The 20,231-nt window shown below is 31.4% G+C and carries 16 protein-coding genes and 1 tRNA gene; 8 read left to right on the top strand and 9 right to left on the bottom strand.

Going from position 1 to position 20,231, the window contains the following annotated elements; genetic code table 11:
* Window positions 1-86: 86 nt before the first annotated feature.
* A complete protein-coding gene (locus BLT88_RS13345; protein WP_091955387.1) occupies window positions 87-1,772 on the bottom strand; it encodes a glutamine--tRNA ligase/YqeY domain fusion protein in 1,686 nt (561 codons plus the stop codon).
* Window positions 1,773-1,882: 110 nt separating this feature from the next.
* On the opposite strand from BLT88_RS13345, the gene BLT88_RS13340 reads away from it, so the two are divergent.
* The 8 genes from BLT88_RS13340 to BLT88_RS13305 all read left to right on the top strand — a co-directional run bounded on the left by BLT88_RS13340 (window position 1,883) and on the right by BLT88_RS13305 (window position 8,318).
* Window positions 1,883-2,098, top strand: a complete 216-nt coding sequence (locus BLT88_RS13340) for a zinc ribbon domain-containing protein (RefSeq protein ID WP_091955385.1) — start codon at window positions 1,883-1,885, stop codon at window positions 2,096-2,098.
* A 176-nt stretch (window positions 2,099-2,274) separates the two neighbouring features.
* Window positions 2,275-2,706: a DUF2452 domain-containing protein gene (locus tag BLT88_RS14295; protein WP_036782670.1), complete on the top strand. Its 432-nt coding sequence runs from the start codon at window positions 2,275-2,277 to the stop codon at window positions 2,704-2,706.
* Window positions 2,707-3,063: a dihydroneopterin aldolase gene (folB, locus tag BLT88_RS14290; protein ID WP_091955382.1), complete on the top strand. Its 357-nt coding sequence runs from the start codon at window positions 2,707-2,709 to the stop codon at window positions 3,061-3,063.
* 11 nt (window positions 3,064-3,074) lie between these two features.
* Window positions 3,075-3,455 (top strand): VOC family protein, encoded by a 381-nt coding sequence (locus BLT88_RS13325; protein WP_091955380.1) that lies wholly within the window; start codon window positions 3,075-3,077, stop codon window positions 3,453-3,455.
* 55 nt (window positions 3,456-3,510) lie between these two features.
* A tRNA-Cys gene (locus BLT88_RS13320) sits at window positions 3,511-3,581 on the top strand.
* 245 nt (window positions 3,582-3,826) lie between these two features.
* On the top strand, window positions 3,827-4,672 hold the full coding sequence (locus BLT88_RS13315; protein ID WP_091955378.1) for an MBL fold metallo-hydrolase: 846 nt from the start codon (window positions 3,827-3,829) through the stop codon (window positions 4,670-4,672).
* Window positions 4,665-6,395 carry a S8 family serine peptidase gene (locus BLT88_RS13310; RefSeq protein ID WP_231960011.1) on the top strand — a complete coding sequence of 577 codons (1,731 nt, stop codon included), beginning with the start codon at window positions 4,665-4,667 and terminating at the stop codon, window positions 6,393-6,395. The genes BLT88_RS13315 and BLT88_RS13310 overlap by 8 nt, the downstream gene beginning before the upstream one ends.
* Window positions 6,396-6,461: 66 nt before the next feature.
* The gene (locus tag BLT88_RS13305; protein ID WP_091955376.1) at window positions 6,462-8,318 is read left to right on the top strand and encodes a M1 family metallopeptidase; all 1,857 of its coding nucleotides are present in this window, start codon (window positions 6,462-6,464) and stop codon (window positions 8,316-8,318) included.
* 63 nt (window positions 8,319-8,381) lie between these two features.
* Here the strand turns inward: BLT88_RS13305 and BLT88_RS13300 are convergent, their stop codons facing one another.
* The 8 genes from BLT88_RS13300 to pflB all read right to left on the bottom strand — a co-directional run bounded on the left by BLT88_RS13300 (window position 8,382) and on the right by pflB (window position 20,060).
* Window positions 8,382-10,205, bottom strand: a complete 1,824-nt coding sequence (locus BLT88_RS13300; RefSeq protein ID WP_091955373.1) for a T9SS type A sorting domain-containing protein — start codon at window positions 10,203-10,205, stop codon at window positions 8,382-8,384.
* Between the two features lie 4 nt (window positions 10,206-10,209).
* A complete protein-coding gene (locus BLT88_RS13295; RefSeq protein ID WP_091955372.1) occupies window positions 10,210-12,069 on the bottom strand; it encodes a hypothetical protein in 1,860 nt (619 codons plus the stop codon).
* Window positions 12,070-12,249: 180 nt separating this feature from the next.
* A complete protein-coding gene (locus tag BLT88_RS13290; protein ID WP_091955370.1) occupies window positions 12,250-12,915 on the bottom strand; it encodes a LysE family translocator in 666 nt (221 codons plus the stop codon).
* Window positions 12,916-12,936: 21 nt separating this feature from the next.
* On the bottom strand, window positions 12,937-13,983 hold the full coding sequence (locus tag BLT88_RS13285) for a ferredoxin--NADP reductase (protein ID WP_091955368.1): 1,047 nt from the start codon (window positions 13,981-13,983) through the stop codon (window positions 12,937-12,939).
* 10 nt (window positions 13,984-13,993) lie between these two features.
* A complete protein-coding gene (locus BLT88_RS13280) occupies window positions 13,994-14,983 on the bottom strand; it encodes an aspartate-semialdehyde dehydrogenase (RefSeq protein ID WP_091955366.1) in 990 nt (329 codons plus the stop codon).
* A gap of 685 nt (window positions 14,984-15,668) precedes the next feature.
* The gene (locus tag BLT88_RS13275; protein ID WP_091955365.1) at window positions 15,669-16,928 is read right to left on the bottom strand and encodes an OFA family MFS transporter; all 1,260 of its coding nucleotides are present in this window, start codon (window positions 16,926-16,928) and stop codon (window positions 15,669-15,671) included.
* Between the two features lie 3 nt (window positions 16,929-16,931).
* Window positions 16,932-17,645, bottom strand: a complete 714-nt coding sequence (gene pflA / locus BLT88_RS13270; RefSeq protein ID WP_297799643.1) for a pyruvate formate-lyase-activating protein — start codon at window positions 17,643-17,645, stop codon at window positions 16,932-16,934.
* Between the two features lie 159 nt (window positions 17,646-17,804).
* Entirely contained in the window at window positions 17,805-20,060 is a 2,256-nt protein-coding gene (gene pflB, locus BLT88_RS13265) for a formate C-acetyltransferase (protein ID WP_091955364.1), read from the bottom strand.
* Window positions 20,061-20,231 lie beyond the last annotated feature (171 nt).

Genomic DNA, 20,231 nt, shown 5'->3' with positions numbered 1-20,231 from the left:
AAGCTCAATTTGATGGTTTTTTAACGTTCTTAAAACTTAAAATATTGTAAGGCTAAAAGTTGCCAATTTTAACTGTCAATTAAATCTTATTTTCCTCCCCAAGAATCTCGTAAGCCAACAATTTTGTTAAATACTAGGTTTTCTGCAGTAGAATCATCATCTACATTAAAATAACCTAAACGTTGAAACTGAAAACGTTCTCCAATTGTAGCAGTTTGTAAACTTGGTTCTATAAAAGCAGTAATTACTTCTAAAGAATTCGGATTTACAAACTCCATATAGTCCTTGTCTTTATGAGAGTCTGGCGCTTCATCTAAAAATAATCTATCATATGCTCTCACTTCAGCTTTTACAGCATGTTTTACAGAAACCCAGTGTAAAGTACCTTTTACTTTACGTTTGCTTTCTTCAGTATCCATTCCAGATTTTGTTAACGGATCATACGTACAGTGTATCACTGTAATTTCTCCATTTTCATCTTTTTCGCAACTGGTAGCTGTAATAAAGTAGGCGTTTTTTAAACGAACTTCTTTACCTAATTTTAATCGAAAGAATTTTTTATTTGCTTCTTCTCTGAAATCTTCACGTTCTATATAAATTTCTCTAGAAAAAGGAACTTCTCTACTTCCAAAACCTTCTTCGTAATCATTATAATTAGCATCTAACATTTCCTCTTTACCTTCAGGATAGTTATCAATAATTACTTTTACAGGATCTAAAACGGCCATCACCCTTTTGGCAGTCTTATTTAAGTCTTCACGAATCTTAAATTCTAAAAGCGCCACATCAATTACATTTTCACGTTTAGAGACTCCAACAGTTTCTATAAAACTTTTTATTGAATTTGGCGTGTAACCACGTCTTCTTAAGCCAGATATTGTTGGCATTCTAGGATCATCCCAACCGGTAACATTTCCATTTTCAACTAAAGTTAACAATTTACGTTTACTCATAATTGTGTAACTCAAATTCAAACGAGAAAATTCACGTTGTTTTGGTGGATTAGGATATTCAGATTTGCTAAAGTTATAGACATTATCTCTGAACCAATTGTACAACTCTCTATGAGGCTTAAATTCTAAAGAACACAAAGAATGTGAAATTTGTTCAATATAATCGCTTTCGCCATGCGTCCAATCATACATTGGGTAAATGCACCAATCACTGCCAGTTCTGTGGTGAGATTTAAACATAATTCTGTACATCATCGGATCCCGCATCAACATATTCGGGCTTTCCATATCAATCTTTGCCCGCAAAGTATGTTCGCCTTCCTTAAATTTTCCGTCTTTCATTCCTTGAAATAGTTCCAAGTTTTCTTCCACAGACCTATTTCTAAAAGGACTATTTGTTCCAACAGAAGTTGGCGTGCCTTTCTGCACTCTCATTTCTTCTGAAGATTGAGAATCTACAAAAGCTTTTCCGTCTTTAATCAATAAAATTGCCCAATCGTACAACTGTTGAAAATAATCTGAGGAATAACATTCATTTGCCCAAGAATATCCCAACCAAGAAATATCTTTCTTAATTGCATCTACATATTCTTGTTCTTCTTTTGCTGGGTTTGTATCATCAAAACGCAAGTTTACAGGTGCACTGTATTTTTCACCCAAACCAAAACTAATTCCAATTGCCTTCGTGTGACCAATATGCAAGTATCCATTAGGTTCTGGGGGGAAACGAAAACGTAAATTTTCTTTTAACATTCCACTTGTTAAATCTTCTTCAATAATTTGCTCTAAAAAATTGAGCGATTTTTTCTCTTCAGACATAAATTTATAGGAAAAAATTAGGTTACAAAATTACATAAAATACTTTATAGCAATTGAGTCTTTGTAACAAATTCGTAAATTGATCATCTAATAAGTAAATACAATAAATTATGAGCGATCAAATAAGGAACTATACATGCCCAAAATGCGAGAGTAAAACATATAAAATTGGGGAATTACGAGCAACTGGAGGAACACTCTCAAAAATTTTTGATATTCAAAATCAGAAATATACTAGTGTAACTTGCGAAAGATGCACGTATACGGAATTTTACAAAACCAAAACGAGCGCAATTAGCAATGTTTTCGACTTTTTTACGAGTTAATTTTTGGGTGTTACTTTATTCTGAAAGCATTCAGAATTAAAGTCGTGCTTTCCATTATATCTTTTTTTCATTCTTCAAAAAAGGATGTCATTTTAATCACTAACACGAGCCTTGTTCTACGTTAAAATTTTCTAAAAAGCCAATTTAGTATTTGTTTTTTGTCGTAATTTGGCAGTATGAATAAAGACGGTGAAAAAAAACCAGATTTGGTTGTTTTTAATGAAGAAACACAAAAATACGATGCTGCTTTAAAACCTTACGGAACATCCGCAAGTTCGCCGGTAATCAAACCTACGAATACGGCTACTTGGACAGCAGATGGTGTAAGGCGCGTAAACAAAATACTTAAAGGAAAATTTGATGAAGTCAAAAAAGAGTATGAATTATTGATGGAAAAATTTCAATATAATGACATGCTTTATAATGCTAAATTTGGCTTTGAACCTATTATAGGTGAAACGTATCATCTCTACAATAATAAAAAAGAGGAATTGTTTTTATCCATTATTGAACCTAATCAATGGGACCTTGAGTTCAAAGGATCTTTTAGATTAAATTCTGATAAAATGTGGGAAAAAGTTGAGGTGATTTCAAAGAATGAAGAATAAATGGGAATTATACAAGTAAATAATATTAAACTCTATGCATTTCACGGATGTTTAGAAGAAGAATCAAAAATTGGGTCTGATTATAGGGTAGATGTTGAGGTAAAAGTTGATTTAAAGAAATCTGCAAAAACAGATGAACTTTCAGATACCGTAGATTATGTGCATTTGAATCATATTGTAAAAGAAGAAATGGCAATTCGTTCTAAGTTATTAGAAGAAGTTGCGCAACGTATTTTAGATCGTTCCTTTAAAGAGTTGAGAATGATACGAAGAGCAAAAATTTCTGTAGCTAAACTAAATCCACCAATTGGAGGAAATGTGGAGGAAGTAGTTATTATTCTCACAAAAAAAAGATAAGTCTTTGTATTATGAATCTAAATCAAGTTACTGCTCCTTCATTAGATGTAACCAAAGCTATCCCTTTTTATCAAAAGTTAGGGCTAGAACTTGTCGTTGAGGCTTTACCGCATTATGCAAGGTTTAGTTGTCCAGACGGTAACTCAACTTTTTCTATTCATAAAGTAGAAGAATTACAAAAAGGAGAAGGGATTCATGTTTATTTTGAATGCGAAGACCTAGATAAAAAAGTAGCTGATTTAATTGAAAAAGGAATTCAGTTTGACGAAAAACCAAATGATAAGTTTTGGCTATGGCGTGAGGCTAGATTAAAAGATACAGATGGTAATCAATTAATTTTATTTTATGGTGGAGAAAACAGAATAAATCCACCTTGGAAAATCAAAACATAAAAAATACTTGTAGTACTAGTAAATTTGATTAAATTTGCACACTCTAAGATAAAAAGGTGTCTTGGCCGAGTGGCTAGGCAATGGTTTGCAAAACCATGTACAGCGGTTCGAATCCGCTAGACACCTCAAAAACGCTTCAAGAAATTGAGGCGTTTTTTTTCATTAAAACTATACTATTTATCATTTTTTTTCTTTTAAAAAAATTCGTACAATTTACGTATGTGATTCCTAAAATATTTGGATTTTTCTTAACACAAAAATATCTTTTTTTATGAATCTTTGTAAACATCAAAATCAAATTAAATTTGATGAGATTATAAATCATTAAATGATTATTTTTATACATAATTTAATGGTTTTAATTTTTTACAATGAAGATATATCCTATAGAAACTGGTAATTTTAAATTAGATGGAGGAGCAATGTTTGGCGTTGTGCCAAAATCAATTTGGCAAAAAACGAATCCGGCAGATTCAAATAACTTAATAGACATGAGTATGCGTTGTTTGCTTGTGGAAGATGGAAATCGTTTAACTCTGGTGGATACAGGTTTAGGGGCAAAACAATCAGAAAAATTTTATAGCTATTATTTTTTATTTGGAGATTTTTCTTTGGATGCTTCATTGGCAAAATATGGTTTTCACAGAGATGATATTACGGATGTTTTTTTAACACATTTACACTTTGATCATTGTGGAGGTGTTATCCAAAGAGATAAAAACCAGCTGTTAATTCCTGCGTTTAAAAACGCAAAAGTTTGGTCTAATAAAAATCATTGGAAATGGGCAACAGAACCAAATCCAAGAGAGAAAGCTTCCTTTTTAAAAGAGAATATAAACCCCATTAAAGAAAGTGGACAATTAAATTTTATTGATTTAAATGCAAAAGAGCAAGTAAGTTTTGATGTTTTGTTTATGGATGGGCACACAGAAAAACAAATGCTTCCAAAAATAGAATATCAAGATAAAACGTTGGTTTTTATGGCAGATTTGTTACCAACCGTTGGGCATATTCCCTTGCCGTATGTAATGGGGTATGATACGAGGCCTTTGCTTACAATCAAGGAAAAAGCTGCTTTTTTAAAGGAAGCGGCAGACAATAATTATTACCTTTTTTTAGAACACGATGCACATAATGAAATCTGTACAGTAAAACATACAGAAAAAGGGGTTCGATTAAATACTACACATACATTTAAAGAAATTTTTAATGAATAGAAAAAGAGAAATAAAGCGTTTAAAATCAATCCTTTTTAGTGCAATAATTGCACTTGTATTTGTGAGTTGTAAATCAACTCAATCGGTTATTAAATTGCCGAATTTTGATGCCGTAATAACCATACCTGCTAAAAAAGGAATTTTATCTGATGAAGAAATGAAAACTTGGTCTCATGCAGATATCTTAAAAGATTCCATTGCAGGTATGAGTTTGGAAAAAGCATATCAATTTTTAGAAGGTAAAAAAGGAAAACAAGTTATTGTAGCTATTGCTGATTCTGGAGTAGATATTGAGCATGAAGATTTAAAAGAAGTACTTTGGATTAATGTTGATGAAATAGCAAACAACAATAAAGATGATGACAATAATGGTTATGTTGATGATGTTTTTGGATGGAACTTCTTAGGAAATAAAGAAGGAAAGATTGTAAATACAGATCAATTAGAAATTACTAGAATTGTTAAAAAAGGAAAAGAGAAATTTGGAGATAAAAAAGCTATAGAAATTGCTGAAAATGATCAAGAAGAATATCAGCAGTATTTAAAATTAGAAAATGAATTTCGCGTAACAATTTCTGAAAAGAAGTATGAAATTCTAGAAATGAATCAAACTTTAGAAAATTTGAAACAAGTTCAAGAGAACTTTGATGCTGTTAAGAAATTTTCTAAAAAAGAGATTTTAACAGAAACCATTTTGGATAGTCTAGAGCCAACAAGCTTAACGCTTATTATGCAAGTTAAAAATGTGGTTAATATTCTAAAACAAGGAATGACTGAGTTTGATTTAAAAGACTATACTAAGCAAGTAGTTGCTTATAGAAATGAATTAGAAAAAGCGATAAAAGGGTATGATTTAGAAATGAATTTTCGCCAATCTTTAGGAGATGATTTGTACAATATAAATGATAAATTTTATGGGAATAACAATGTAATTGGTTCTAAAGATTTAGAAAAACACGGAACACATGTTGCAGGTATTGTTGCGGCTTCAAGAGATAATAATTTGGGAGCAATTGGTGTTGCAAATAATGTAAAAATTATGACCGTTAGAGTTGTTCCTGATGGAGATGAGCACGATAAAGATGTTGCTTTAGGAATTAAATATGCAGTAGATAATGGAGCAAAAATTATCAACACAAGTTTTGGAAAACGTTTTTCACCAAACAAAGAATGGGTCTATGATGCTTTAAAATATGCAGCAAGTAAAGATGTTTTAATTGTAAATGCTGCCGGTAATGATGGTAAAAACATGGATGTAAGAAAATCATATCCAACAGATTCTAAAGATTTAGTTACCGAATTTACAGATAATGTAATTACAATTGGAGCGAGTAGTTTGTATTTTAATGAAAATTTACCTGCCAGTTTTTCTAATTACGGTCAAACAAATGTAGATATTTTTGCGCCTGGAGTAGATGTATATTCTACAATTCCAAAAGACGAATACGAACCCTTAAGTGGAACATCAATGGCGGCACCTTCAACTTCAGGAGTAGCGGCATTAATTCGTTCTTACTACCCTGGTTTGTCAGCAAAAAATGTAAAATATATTTTGATGAACTCTGGTGTGAAAATAACTTTTGATGTTATAAAACCAGGTTCACAAACGGAGGAAAATCAAAAAGGAGAATTAATTTCTTTCTCAGAATTATCAGTGTCTGGTAGAATTATAAATGCATACAATGCCTTGCTATTAGCAGATTTTTTATCGAGGAAAAAATAACGTTTCAAAACGTCAATGAATCTTACTACTTTATATATTTTTATAACAAATTAAATCCAATTTAAAATGAAAAAAATACACTCTCTATTACTATTAGCTGTAATAATAATTTCTTGCGCTCAAATAAAAGAAGTTCATACTTCATCAGAAAAAAATATAAAAGCTGACATAAATTTTGGCAATCCTTATTGGCAACAACATGTAGATTACACTATGGATATTGATGTAGATGTGAACAACTATCAGTACAAAGGAAAACAAAAGTTAGTGTATACAAATAACTCCCCAGATGAATTAAATAAAGTGTTTTATCATTTGTATTTTAATGCCTTTCAACCAGGTTCTCAAATGGATGTTCGTTCTTTAAATATTAAAGATCCAGACAGAAGAGTAAAAGATAGAATTAGCAAATTAATGCCAAATGAAATTGGTTATATTAAAGTAAGTACCTTAAAACAGGATGGAGCAGCAGTTAATTTTAATACGGTAGGAACCATTTTAGAAGTTACTTTAAATACCCCAATTAAATCTGGAGAAAGTGTGACTTTTGATATGGTTTTTGATGCTCAAGTTCCTATACAAGTCCGAAGATCAGGAAGAAATAGTAAGGAAAATGTTGCGCTTTCTATGGCTCAATGGTATCCTAAAATGGCAGAATATGATTTTGAAGGATGGCATACACCACCCTATATTGCGAGAGAATTTCATGGAGTTTGGGGAAATTTTGATGTAACACTTCATATTGATAAAAATTACGTTGTTGGTGGAACCGGATATATGCAAAATCCGCAAGAAGTTGGTCATGGTTATGAAGATGCAAGCAAAGAATTAAAGTTGCCAAAGGGCGATAAGTTAACCTGGCATTTTAAAGCGCCAAGAGTTCATGATTTTATGTGGGCTGCAGATCCAGCATATATTCACGATGTTTTAAAAATGGAAAACGGAATCGATTTACATTTTTACTATAAGAAAACTTTGGAAGAAAAGTATTTAAAAAATTGGAAAGATTTACAGCCAAAAACTGCAGAATTGATGACCTATTTTTCTGAACATGTTGGTGAATATCCTTATAAACAATATTCTGTAATTCAAGGTGGAGATGGAGGAATGGAATATGCCATGTCTACATTAATTACTGGACAGCGTAAATTTGGAAGTCTTTTTGGAGTTACAGCGCATGAAATGGCACATACTTGGTTTCAGTTTTTACTAGCAACCAATGAAAGTTTGCACCCTTGGATGGATGAAGGTTTTACATCTTATATCTCTAACAAAGCTGAAAATGAAATTTTAAAAGAGAATAAAGAAAATCCACATGCTGGTTCTTATAGAGGTTATAGGGCAATTGTTTCTAGAGGTTTTGAAGAGTCTTTGTCCACTCACGCAGATAGATATGATACAAATTGGGGGTATGGAACCGCAAGTTATTCAAAAGGAAATATATTTTTAGCGCAATTAGAATATATTATTGGTGCAGAAAATACAGCAAAAGGAATCAAAAAATACTTTACTGATTTTAGTTTTAAACATCCAACGCCAAACGACGTAAAACGTTCTATGGAAAAAGTTTCTGGTATTCATTTAGACTGGTATTTAAACGAATGGACTCAGACTTTACATACAATAGATTATGGTATAAAATCTGTTGAAGGCAATGAAATTACTTTAGAAAGAATAGGTCAAATGCCAATGCCAATTGATGTAGAAGTTACTTATACAGATGGTACAAAACAAAACTATAACATTCCCTTAAGAATGATGAGAGGAGCAAAACCAACATCTGCAACTGTTATTGAAGATTGGGGTTGGGCATATCCAACGTATACTTTTGAGGTTTCTAAAAAAGTGAAATCGGTTACGATTGATAAAAGTGGTTTGATGGCAGATATGAATTTAGAAAATAATAGGTTTACAATAGAATAAAAAGATAAAAAAATTAGTGATTTAAGTGAGGTAAAAGCCTCACTTTTTTTATACTTATTAATCTTAGTCTATAATTATCTTTTTATTTTTTCTCCCATTTGTAGTAATTAATTCTACTAAATAAACTGCTGATTTCAAATTAGGAATTTTTATGTTGTTCTGAGGCATGCCATTAAATTTTGTATCAAAAACCTGTTTTCCTAATATATCAAATATTTTAATTTTTGCTATTTCATTTTTTAAGCCTTTAACAACCAGCGTTTTATTGTCAGACTTGTAAATAGTAATTTTTTCTAAAGCTTCTAAATTTGGAGTAGAGAGTGATTGGGAAGTAGTATGTAAATAAAATCTTCCTATACCATTTATATTTTCGGTCAAAGTTATTTTATATTCGGAATTATCTTCATCTAACCTTATAAAAGAATTTAGCAGCCTATCTTCCAAATAAATTTTTATAGCGTCTGGAAAATCTACAGCATTCAAAGAAAATACAAATGCATTATTTGCTTGTCCTTTTAAACTTATGGGTACAACTAAACTCTCTATTTCTGATACAGGTAAAGATTGAATTGTAAAATTCTTACTTTCAGAATTTTCTAATAAATGAGTATTAACGTCAAAGTTAGCACCTTCAAAGTTTTCTATGTCTTCTGCAGAATCAAATCCTTTTGTTGCTGTTGTAGAATATATAATATCTGTATTTATTTTCACTTCTCCTTGAACCGTAAATAATTTTATAAATGGAATTTCAGAAGAATTTTTATTAAAAGTATGTGAGCCAGTAGATGGTTTTATGTTTCTTTTATTAGAATCAAAACTTAAAGCTGTTGCTGTATTCGATTTTATAAAGAAACCTTGAGCAGGTGTTATAAATTGTTCTGTAGATGTTACTAAATTAGTTATTGGTGTATATTTTTCTTGAGATTTATCCCAAATATAAGCAGCTGGTATAGCTATATTTGTAGAATTATCTTCTAAAAAATTATTATCACCATTTTTATTAAGAGGATAGTAGGTTGTGTAAGAATTTCCTACTGCATTCCATTGATTAGCGATAACAGTTTTATTTATACTGGTAGTTGTTAAATCTCCTGAAAAACTTACATTACCATCAAAATTTCTAGAAAGAGAAAAACCAGTACCAATATCAAAAGTGAATGATGAATTTGTATTGGTGTCAAAATATTCCCATTTGGGATTAATAACATTAGAATCATTGTAATACGCAATAGCATATCTATTTGGAGTAACAGAAGTGTTTACTCGAATCTCGTTGCTCAAATTTTGGGCAAACTCTAATATCTTTTGATTGTTTACCGGAGTCGTTAATAGACTCCATTTATTAGCTAACAAGCCTCCTCTATTGTAAGTAACATTGCCATTTGACGTACCTTTGACAAATAAAACACCACTGGTGTTTATATCAGCATTTATAGTTAAGTTTCCTAAGTTTGTTAAATCATTATTTACAGTTAAAGCACCGTCTTTTTTAATAATTAAAGATGCATTGGCTCTTAATTCCAAATTTTGAATTACAGATTCTAAAGTTTCTAAAATAGGTGAATTAGATAAATTTGTAATAATTACATTATTTGTAGATGAGGGCAATATACCTCCATCCCAATTTGCAGAATTAAACCAGTTTGTGTTTACGGAACCATTCCAATAAATACCCGATAATGTTGCCCCTTGCAAAAACCCTTGAGATAAAGTATTTGTTCCATTATTTAAGATATCTGTACTAACCTCACCCAAAGCATAAACCATAGAATTATTACTTTGCGATGTAAATTGACCAGCACCGCCAATTACTTGATTTTGTAAACTTTGAGAAATTGTTTGTAAACTGGTTAAAAACAATAATAAAAAGATAAAATTTCTTACCATTTAATTACTTGTTTTTGATCATTTTTTCTAATTTATCTACAATAGCTTTTAATGCTTTTACTTCATTTTTAAGATTTTCAATATCATCTTTGCTATCTTTTTTTATCTCATTCGAAACTTTACTTGCTATTTTAGCAGAAGCCCCACCTGTAAGTCTATCAGCTGTTTTTGCGTGTAAAGCATAAGGTACACTTACTAATTGAGTAGTCCCGAAATCTTGATAACTAGTGGCTCCTGCAACATCTGCTTCTACTTTTAAAAAGTAAATAGCATCGGACCATTCAATAGTGCTAAAAGTACCACTTACAACAGCTCCATTTCCAATTTTAAAGCCTGCTAAACCCTTGCTATTTGTGGTTGCACTATGGGTTTCTTGGTATACACTTGTGCCAGAACTGGTGTCTTTTAAAATACTAATTCTAAAAGATACAGTTGTATTTAATAAGGGTTCATTATTAACATTTAAAATAGCAGTTTGATAATTAAAGAACAACGGTGTTTTATCTGTACTTGAATTATTCGCTCTAGTTTCTAAAGCAGTGACTCTTGCATCTAAACCATCTATTGTAGAAGAAGACCAAGCATCTCCTTTCCATGTATATAATACTTTATCTTCAGTGTCATAAACTAGCATTCCAATGTCATCTGCAATTAGGCTTTCTCCAAGTGTTGTCCTTTGTGCATTGGTAACTCTGTTTACCAGAAAACCTTTATCAGTATCTGCTAAATCTAAACTGGCTTTTATATTTGGTGTTTTTGTGCCTATACCAACACTAACCCTGTTTGTAACTAAGTCTCCACCCAAAACCATAGTATTTGCAATAGTTGCCTCTGACTCAAAGCCAATTGCAATGGCATTGTTGGCAGTTACTTTAGAAGATGCACCTATGGCAATGGTCTTGTTACCACCAATGATAACTCCATACCCTAAACCTACATTATAACGATTAAAATTATTATAACCTACACCATTAAAATCTGCTCTTGCACCTAATATTAAATTGTAACTTCCTTCTCTGTTCGTGTGCCCTGCTCTGTAACCAAAATAAGTATTCTCTGTTGCCCTATTATCAGTGGTGTTTGTTCTGTTATTGTCCCAGCCAGATCTATAACCTACAAAAGTGTTGCCAGAAGTATGTTCTGTTGATGCTCCTGCTGCTTGCCCAATAAAAGTATTGTATTTCCCTATACCTACATCTGTACCTGTAGAATCTCCTACAAAAGTATTGTAGTAACCCGTAGTTAAATCGATGCCAGCATAATTACCAATAGCTGTATTTCGATATCCAGAGGTTAAACGGTTTAGTGCATAAGAGCCAACTGCTGTATTATCGGAACCAGTTGCTGGATTTGTTGTAGCAGAACTAACAACACCATTACTTGCTGAAACAGAAGAAAAATAAGCACCTCCTGCTTTGTGCCCTATAAAAGTATTGTCATCTCCTATTGTACTATTTAAACCTGCAGACTCACCTAAAAAGGTATTATTATCTCCTTCTGTATTATTAAAACCTGCAGCATTTCCTATAAAAGTATTATCACCTCGCGTTGTATTGAAATATCCTGCTAAAAAACCTATAAAAGTATTATCAAAACCGCTAGTGTTATGGTACCCTGCTTTATAGCCTAAAAATACTGTTTGAGTTTGAGTGCTAGTAGTTATATTTTTACCAGCAGCAAAACCCAATGCGGTATTATATGAACTTGAAGTAGTATTGTAAAGTGTAGAATCGCCAACGGCTATATTATACTCTCCAGAGGTTACATTCTGTAAAGATAAAGAACCTGCATTGTAATTTCCTTTTTGTGCTAAAGTAAGTTGAATTGTAAAAAAGAATACAATAATAAAAGTTAGTTTTTGCATAATTTTTATTTTAAAAAAACTAAATATATTGTATTTTATGCAAAATAGGTGTGTTTATTTTTAATAAAAAGTATGAACATGATAGTGTTTAATATATTTTGCCGAAAATTGTCTAGTATTTTGAAACAAAAGAGCAAATAAAATTTTGTTAAGAATAGGGTCTTAATTAGTAGTTGAAGGTTATTGAATTAATTTATCTATTTTTTCACTTGGGATAAATCCTTTGAGCATTAAAAATACACCACAAACAATTAAAATAATTCCCATAATTTTCTTTACTCTATAAATTACACGTGGAGTCATTTTATTTTTCAGTTTTTTAGCTAAAACTATTTTCCCTAAATCTGTAACAAAATAGCTAATTAGTATCGTACCAAAGTACCAAAAAATTGCAGTTTGATCCATTTTTAAAGCAGGACCAATTACTAAAACGGTTCCTAACCAAAAAGCTAGCACACCAATATTTATAAAGTTTAAAAAGTAGCCTTTTAAAAAGAGTTTTAAATAATTATTTTTAATAGGGACTTCTATAATTTTAGCAGATTCTAGTGCTTCTTTTTTATTTTCTTTGTTGAAGTATGTTATTAACCCATAAATGACTAAAACCAAGCCACCAATAAAAAATAATCGTGGATCGTCCTTTATTTTTTCTAATAAAGGTCTACTTCCGTAATACGCAATTAAAATAAAAGTAAGGTCACCAATAATTACTCCTAGATCAAAGACAATGGCGGCTCTAGCTCCTTTTAAAATACTAGTTTGAATCAGCATAAAAAAAACAGGGCCAATCATGAAAGCCATAAAAAAACCTATTATTAAAGCATTTTTAAAGTCGTAAATATCCATATTTAACAAAAATACGGAATTTTATACATCATCAAAGTCTATGGTAACTTTTGGCGTTGTTGGATACGCTTGGCAGGTTAAAACTAAACCTTCTTCAATTTCACTATCTGTTAAAATTGAGTTTTTAACCATAACCGCTTTTCCCTCTGTAATTTTCCCTAAACAAGAACTACAAACACCACCTTGACAAGAATATGGAGCATCTATGTTTTTGCGCAAACTTGCAGCTAAAATATTATCTGTTTGTTCCATGGTAAACGTAGTTTTCTCGTCATCTAACAAAACAGTAATTTCTGTGGTTCCTTCTTTAACTTCAGAAGCAGCTTCTTCATCAACAGTAGCTGTAAATAATTCAAAATGAATATTTTCTTTAGTAATTTTATTATTCTCTAAAGTTTTTGAAACTTCATGAATCATTTCTTCTGGCCCGCACAGAAAAGCTTGATCAAAAGAAGTTTCTTTGTACATGTTCTTTACAAAATAGTTGGTAACATTTTCATCAATTCTGCCTCTTAATTCATTTTTTACGTTCTCTCTGCTAAAAATATAATGTAAATTAAATCTATCTGAAAAAGATGCTTTAAGCGTATTTAATTCAGAATGAAACATGGTGTCTGCCTCAGATTTATTTCCATAAACTAGAGTAAATGTTGCAGATGCTTCAGTTTCTAAAACTGTTTTAATCATGGATAAAATTGGTGTAATTCCACTACCAGCAGCAAAACCAATATAATTTTTGTTTGCCTCAGGGTTTAGTAAAAAACGTCCTTCTGGTGCAGTAATTTCAATTTCATCACCAACTTTTAGAAGAGAGGTTGCATAGGTAGAAAACTTTCCGTTTTCTACTGCTTTTATTGCGACCCTGATATCTCCGCTTTGTGGAGCAGAACAAATTGAATAAGCTCTTCTAATTGCTGAACCATTAATTTCTTTTTGCAACGTAATATATTGCCCAGATTTAAAGTTGAAATTAGATTTTAGATTCTCAGGTATGTTAAATGAGACAGAAACCGCATTTGCGGTTTCTTGTTGTATTTCTTGTATGTTTACTTTGTAAAATGCTGACATTACATATATTTTATACCAAATTATTTGCTACTAAATATTCGGCAATTTGAACTGTATTTGTAGCTGCACCCTTTCTTAGGTTATCTGCAACAATCCACAAATTTAAGGTATTTTCTTGAGATTCATCCCTTCTAATTCTACCAACAAATACTTCATCTTTATCATGAGCATTTATTGCCATCGGATACACGTTGTTTGCTAAATCATCTTCAACAATAATGCCTGGAGTATCTGTTAATATTTGACGAACTTCAGCTAAATTAAAATCATATTCAAACTGAACATTTACAGCTTCAGAATGCCCACCGGAAGTCGGTATTCTAACAGCAGTTGCCGTTACAGAAAAAGAATCATCACGTAAAATTTTCTTTGGTTCTTTAACCAATTTCATTTCCTCTTTTGTGTATCCGTTTTCTAAGAAAACATCACAATGAGGTATTGCGTTTCTTCCAATTTTATGAGGATACGCCATTTCACCTTCAATACCAGCTTCTTCATTATCTAATTGCTGAACAGCTTTAACACCAGAACCAGAAACAGATTGGTAGGTAGAAATTACTAAACGTTTCATTTTATATTTTAAATGTAAAGGAGATAAAGCAGCTACTAACTGAATTGTAGAACAATTTGGGTTTGCAATAATTTTATCATTCTTCGTTAAAACATCACCATTAATTTCTGGAACAACCAATTTCTTGGTAGGATCCATTCTCCAAGCAGAAGAATTATCTACTACAGTTGTCCCAACTTCAGCAAACTTTGGAGCCCATTCCATAGAAGTATCTCCGCCAGCCGAAAATAGCGCAATATCTGGTTTCATCTTCAAAGCATCGGCTAAAGTTACAATGGTATATTCTTTTCCTTTGTAAGATAATTTTTTTCCAGCCGATCTTTCTGATGCAACAGGAATAAATTCTGTTATCGGCAAGTTACGCTCTTCTAATACTTTTAACATTACTGTGCCAACCATTCCGGTTGCACCAACTACAGCTATTTTCATTGCCCTAAATTTAATTATTTAAATAGAGCTGCAAATATCTTAAAAAAAAGGGTGAAACAAATTACACAAACCCCAATAAATCATAGAAAGTTTAAAAATTTAGCAAATAAAATCCTGATGTTTAAAATTAAACGATTTGATTGAAAATTAATATTTTTGAGGACTATACATACCTTCTTTAAGCCTTTTCTATTCGCAATGTCTCCGGTAAATAAATATTGCTTAGATTGGTTAAAAAGAGTAGTTATATAACCAATACTAGCTCCAGAGTTAAGGATAATAGGTGATAATAAAAAATAACTAGCACGGACTATAGCGTTGTACTTATTAGATTTTTTTGTTTTCAAATAAGTGATTTCATTGGAAGGAATTATCATTGATTCATTTCTTTTTTTTAGAACAAGGGTAGAGTCTGTAATTTTAACAATTCTTCCTTTTGCAATTTTTTTACCATATTAGTTAATTACTCCAACGAATATTTTAGATTTTTTTGGCAGCTCTTAGGATTTAATATTAACACATAAAAATAAGGCTATAGCAACTAATAAATACTTCATAACAATTGTTTTGGTTAAATTCTTTATGGCGAGATATACATTAATTATTAATACACAAAATCCTTTTTTAAAATAGAGAAACACCCATATGTGAGTGTTTCTCTATTATTTAGTTTAAATAAAATGAATTATGCTACCGCACTTAATTTTTGAACTTTTAAACCCTTGTATTTTGTAATTGAAATCTTCATCATAATAGAAACAATTAGCGCAATTATAAATAATCCTGCAAAAATGACCAGAGTTGTATCTAAAGAACCAGTTTGTTCCTTCACCATATCGTAAACTGTAGGTCCAATAACACCTGCTAATGCCCAAGCAGCCAATACCATTCCGTGAATTGCTCCCAGTTGTTTGGTTCCGAATAAGTCACCTAAGAATGCGGGTAATGTTGCAAAACCACCTCCATACATAGTAATTACGGTAAAAAGTACAATTAAGAAAATACTTTCAACTCCAATTTTTGGTAAGAAATAAAATGCTAAAATTTGGAAAGCAAAGAAAATAATAAAAGTATTTGCTCTTCCTAAATAATCTGACAATGAAGACCAAATAATTCTACCTAAACCATTGAAAACCCCAATAAAACCAACAATTGCTGCCGCTTCCATGGGTGAATAATTTAATTTTTCTTGCATCATTGGACTAGCTGCAGAAATAATTGCAATGCCACAGGCAATATTAATAAACATCATAATCCATATGTAATAAAAACGAGTAGACTTTAGCGCTTCATTTGCGGTAATATTAGAAATATCTTCTTCAATTATTTTTCCTTCACCTTCTTTAAAGCCAGCAGGAAGATAACCTTCAGGAGGTCTTTCAATATATCTTGAAGATGTCAATATTAAAATCATGTAGATTACTCCTAAAATGTAAAATGCATTTGAAACTCCAACGATTTCAAATAATTTCGCCATTGCTGGACCAAAAATTAATGCGGCAAAACCAAACCCCATTATTGCCATTCCTGTTGCTAATCCTCTTTTATCTGGAAACCATTTTACTAATGTACTTACTGGTGTTATATATCCTATTCCTAAACCGATTCCACCGATAACTCCATAAAATAAGTAAAATAAGGTTAGAGATTCTATTTCAACTGCTAAACCTGAACCTAAAATACCAATTCCATATAAAATTCCTGCTGTGGTTCCGCTAATTTTCGGACCTACTTTTTCTACCCAGCGACCCAAAAGTGCTGCTGACAACCCTAATAATAAAATGGCAATTTTAAACGCCCATTTAATTACACTTCCTTCAACATCAAATATTTCTTTTACTGGATTTGTCATTACAGAATATGCATACACAGATCCTATGGAAATATGAATACCCACAGCAGATGCTGCAATTAACCATCTATTTTTTAGTTTTGGTGTGTTCATTATTTAATTAATTTTAACTTTATCAAAATAGTTGCTTAAAATAGTGGACGCTTCTTTTAATTCTTTTTGAGTGTTTTCTCTTGCATCTTTCAATTCGTAATCCCAACCTAAAGCTTCCCATTTATGGATGCCTAATTTGTGATAAGGTTGCAATTCTATTTGCTCTATTGTGGTGTAATCTTTAAAATAGTTACCTAATTGATGCAATAATTCAGGAGTATTTGTAATTTCTGGTATTAAGACATACCGCAACCACATTTTTTTGCCAGAAGCTTCTCTGTGTTTAGCAAAATTGAAGGTAGTTTCTTTATTTTTTTTACCGGTGATTTTTTGAAACCCTTCCTCAGTCATGTGTTTAATGTCTAACATTACCAAATCTGCATAATCATCTAATAACTCAATAACAGGGTGATTTAACATTCGACCATTGGTATCAATATTAGTATGAATTCCCTCTTCTTTTAATCTTTTGAAGAAAGAAATAAGATTATGAGCTTGTAATAAAGGTTCTCCTCCAGATACGGTTACGCCACCTTTTTCACCAAAATATGATTTCATTTTTATAGCTCTTTGCACCAAATCTTCAATATGATGTTCTTCTCCTCCATGCGTATCAATTGTATCTGGGTTGTGGCAGTATTGGCATTTTAATTTACATCCTTGTAAAAAAACAACCATTCTAATTCCTGGTCCATCATGAGTTCCAAATGACTCTATAGAATGAACGTTTAATATGTTTTCTGAAGTTTTAATTTTTCTGATATTTAAGTGAATAAAAAAAGGGATTCAAAAAAAATTGATAGTACTTTTCTAAAAAAGTAAGCTCTTTTAAGAGTCAATTGTTTTTTTGAACCCCTTATGAATAAATAAAAAGCACTACATAGATTCGTGGAACGAACGCGAAATAACTTCCATTTGTTGTTCTTTGGTTAATCTTATAAAATTAACAGCGTATCCAGAAACTCTAATCGTTAATTGCGGATGATTTTCTGGGTGCTCCATGGCATCTATTAAAGTTTTTCTATCTAATACATTTACATTAAGGTGTTGTGCGCCGTGTTCGAAGTATCCTGTCAAGGTAGCTGCTAAATTGTCTATTCTCTCTTCTTCAGTAGCTCCTAAAGATTTTGGAACAATAGAGAATGTGTTAGAAATTCCGTCAAGGGAATCTTTATAATCTATTTTAGCAACAGAATTTAAAGAAGCAATTGCGCCATTTGTGTCACGCCCATGCATTGGGTTTGCGCCAGGAGCAAAAGGGATACCTGAAGCTCTACCATCTGGTGTTGCTCCGGTTTTCTTACCATACACTACATTAGATGTAATTGTTAATACAGACATTGTAGGATCTGCGTCTTTATAAACTTTTAATTTTTTTAATTCATTATTGAAGTCTTCAACACTATTGTGAGCAAAAATATCGACTCTATCATCATCATTTCCATATTTAGGAAATTCTCCTTCAATCTTGAAATCTACAGTTAAACCTTCTTCATTTCTAATAGGTTTTACTTTTGCATATTTAATTGCTGATAAAGAATCTGCTACAATTGATAAACCTGCAATACCATAAGCGATATTAATTTGTGGGTTTGTATCAATTAAAGCCATTTGAGCTTTTTCGTAGTAGTATTTATCATGCATATAATGAATAATGTTCATGGCATCATTGTAAACACGAGCTACTTGTTTCATAGCTACTTTAAAGTTAACCATTACTTTATCGAAGTCTAAATATTCATTATCATCAGCTTCAATTCCATCAACCATTTGAGTTCCTGTAATTTCACATTTTCCCCCATTTACAGCTAGTAATAATGTTTTAGCTAAGTTTGTTCTTGCTCCGAAAAATTGAATTTGTTTTCCAATTTCTTGATAAGAAACACAACAAGCAATTCCATAATCATCAGAACCTCTTAAAGTTCTCATTAAATCATCATTTTCAAACTGTATAGATGAAGTATCAATAGCAACTTTTGCACAGAATTTTTTAAAGTTTGATGGTAATAAAGGAGACCATAAAACAGTAATATTCGGTTCTGGTGATGGGCCTAAGTTGTATAAAGTATGTAAGAAACGGAAAGCAGTTTTTGTTACTTTAGAACGTCCATCATTTAATATACCACCAATTGCTTCAGTTACCCAAGTTGGGTCTCCAGCAAAAATTTCATCATAAGCAGCCATTCTTAAGTGACGCACCATTCTTAGTTTCATTACAAATTGGTCTATATATTCTTGTGCCTCCACTTCAGTTATAATACCGTTTTGTAAATCTTGTTCAATAAAAATATCTAAAAAAGTAGAAACATTACCCAATGACATGGCAGCGCCATCTTGCTCTTTTACAGCAGCCAAGTATGCCATATATGTCCATTGAACCGCTTCTTGTGCACTTTCTGCAGGACGATTTAAATCTAAATTGTAATGATTACCCATTACGATCATCTCTTTTAATGCTTTAATTTGTTCAGAAACCTCTTCTCTTAAACGAATTACGGCATCTGTCATTGGCCCTTCAATATTTGCTAAATCATGTTTTTTAACTTCAATTAATTTGTCAATTCCGTATAAAGCAACACGTCTATAATCACCAATAATTCTGCCACGTGCATAATTATCTGGTAACCCTGTTAAAAAACCTAAGGATCTAAATTTTTTGATTTCAGCATTATAGGCAGCAAAAACACCATCATTGTGTGTTTTTACGTATTTAGTGAATAATGTATTAATATTTTCACTTGGTTTTAAACCTTGTTCTTTTAGTGCTTTTTGAACTACTTTATAACCCCCAAAAGGTTTCATAGCTCTTTTTAAAAGAGTATCAGTTTGTAAACCAACAATCACTTCATTTTCTTTGTCTATATAACCTGCTTCAAAATTTGAGATTCTAGAAATAGTTTCTGTATCAACAGAGTGAACTCCACCTTTTTTTCTTTCTATTTCAGTTGCTTTTTTACAAACTTCCCATAGTTTCTGAGTTTTTTCACTTGCGCCGACTAAAAATTGGGCATCTCCAAAGTAAGAGATAATGTTTTTTACAACAAAATCTCTAACGTTAATAGAGGTATTCCAAACTCCTTTTTTAAACCCTTCACTTTTTGGTTTTTCTAAGATTAATTCTTCTATTTCCATCACTTTATGTATTTAAAATTTTATGTATTCTTTTTATGAACTACAAATTTAATGGGTAAGTATTTCCTAAAATATGATAAAAGTTAGGTTTTAGAATTATTTAAGAAATCCTTGTAGTATTTGTGAATTGAAAATTAAGGATATAAATGGTTCCGTTTTTGAAGAATTCAA

Origin of the sequence: Polaribacter sp. Hel1_33_78 (genome assembly GCF_900106075.1) — a bacterium.
In the GTDB taxonomy this organism is placed as follows: Bacteria; Bacteroidota; Bacteroidia; order Flavobacteriales; family Flavobacteriaceae; genus Polaribacter.
This window is presented reverse-complemented; position numbering and strand designations above follow the sequence as displayed.

Bases quoted from the DNA above. Each gene is read 5' to 3' on its own strand.
- BLT88_RS13345 (WP_091955387.1), bottom strand. From the start codon at position 1,772: ATGTCTGAAGAGAAAAAATCGCTCAATTTTTTAGAGCAAATTATTGAA.
- BLT88_RS13340 (WP_091955385.1), top strand. From the start codon at position 1,883: ATGAGCGATCAAATAAGGAACTATACATGCCCAAAATGCGAGAGTAAA.
- BLT88_RS14295 (WP_036782670.1), top strand. From the start codon at position 2,275: ATGAATAAAGACGGTGAAAAAAAACCAGATTTGGTTGTTTTTAATGAA.
- folB (WP_091955382.1), top strand. From the start codon at position 2,707: ATGGGAATTATACAAGTAAATAATATTAAACTCTATGCATTTCACGGA.
- BLT88_RS13325 (WP_091955380.1), top strand. From the start codon at position 3,075: ATGAATCTAAATCAAGTTACTGCTCCTTCATTAGATGTAACCAAAGCT.
- BLT88_RS13315 (WP_091955378.1), top strand. From the start codon at position 3,827: ATGAAGATATATCCTATAGAAACTGGTAATTTTAAATTAGATGGAGGA.
- BLT88_RS13310 (WP_231960011.1), top strand. From the start codon at position 4,665: ATGAATAGAAAAAGAGAAATAAAGCGTTTAAAATCAATCCTTTTTAGT.
- BLT88_RS13305 (WP_091955376.1), top strand. From the start codon at position 6,462: ATGAAAAAAATACACTCTCTATTACTATTAGCTGTAATAATAATTTCT.
- BLT88_RS13300 (WP_091955373.1), bottom strand. From the start codon at position 10,205: ATGGTAAGAAATTTTATCTTTTTATTATTGTTTTTAACCAGTTTACAA.
- BLT88_RS13295 (WP_091955372.1), bottom strand. From the start codon at position 12,069: ATGCAAAAACTAACTTTTATTATTGTATTCTTTTTTACAATTCAACTT.
- BLT88_RS13290 (WP_091955370.1), bottom strand. From the start codon at position 12,915: ATGGATATTTACGACTTTAAAAATGCTTTAATAATAGGTTTTTTTATG.
- BLT88_RS13285 (WP_091955368.1), bottom strand. From the start codon at position 13,983: ATGTCAGCATTTTACAAAGTAAACATACAAGAAATACAACAAGAAACC.
- BLT88_RS13280 (WP_091955366.1), bottom strand. From the start codon at position 14,983: ATGAAAATAGCTGTAGTTGGTGCAACCGGAATGGTTGGCACAGTAATG.
- BLT88_RS13275 (WP_091955365.1), bottom strand. From the start codon at position 16,928: ATGAACACACCAAAACTAAAAAATAGATGGTTAATTGCAGCATCTGCT.
- pflB (WP_091955364.1), bottom strand. From the start codon at position 20,060: ATGGAAATAGAAGAATTAATCTTAGAAAAACCAAAAAGTGAAGGGTTT.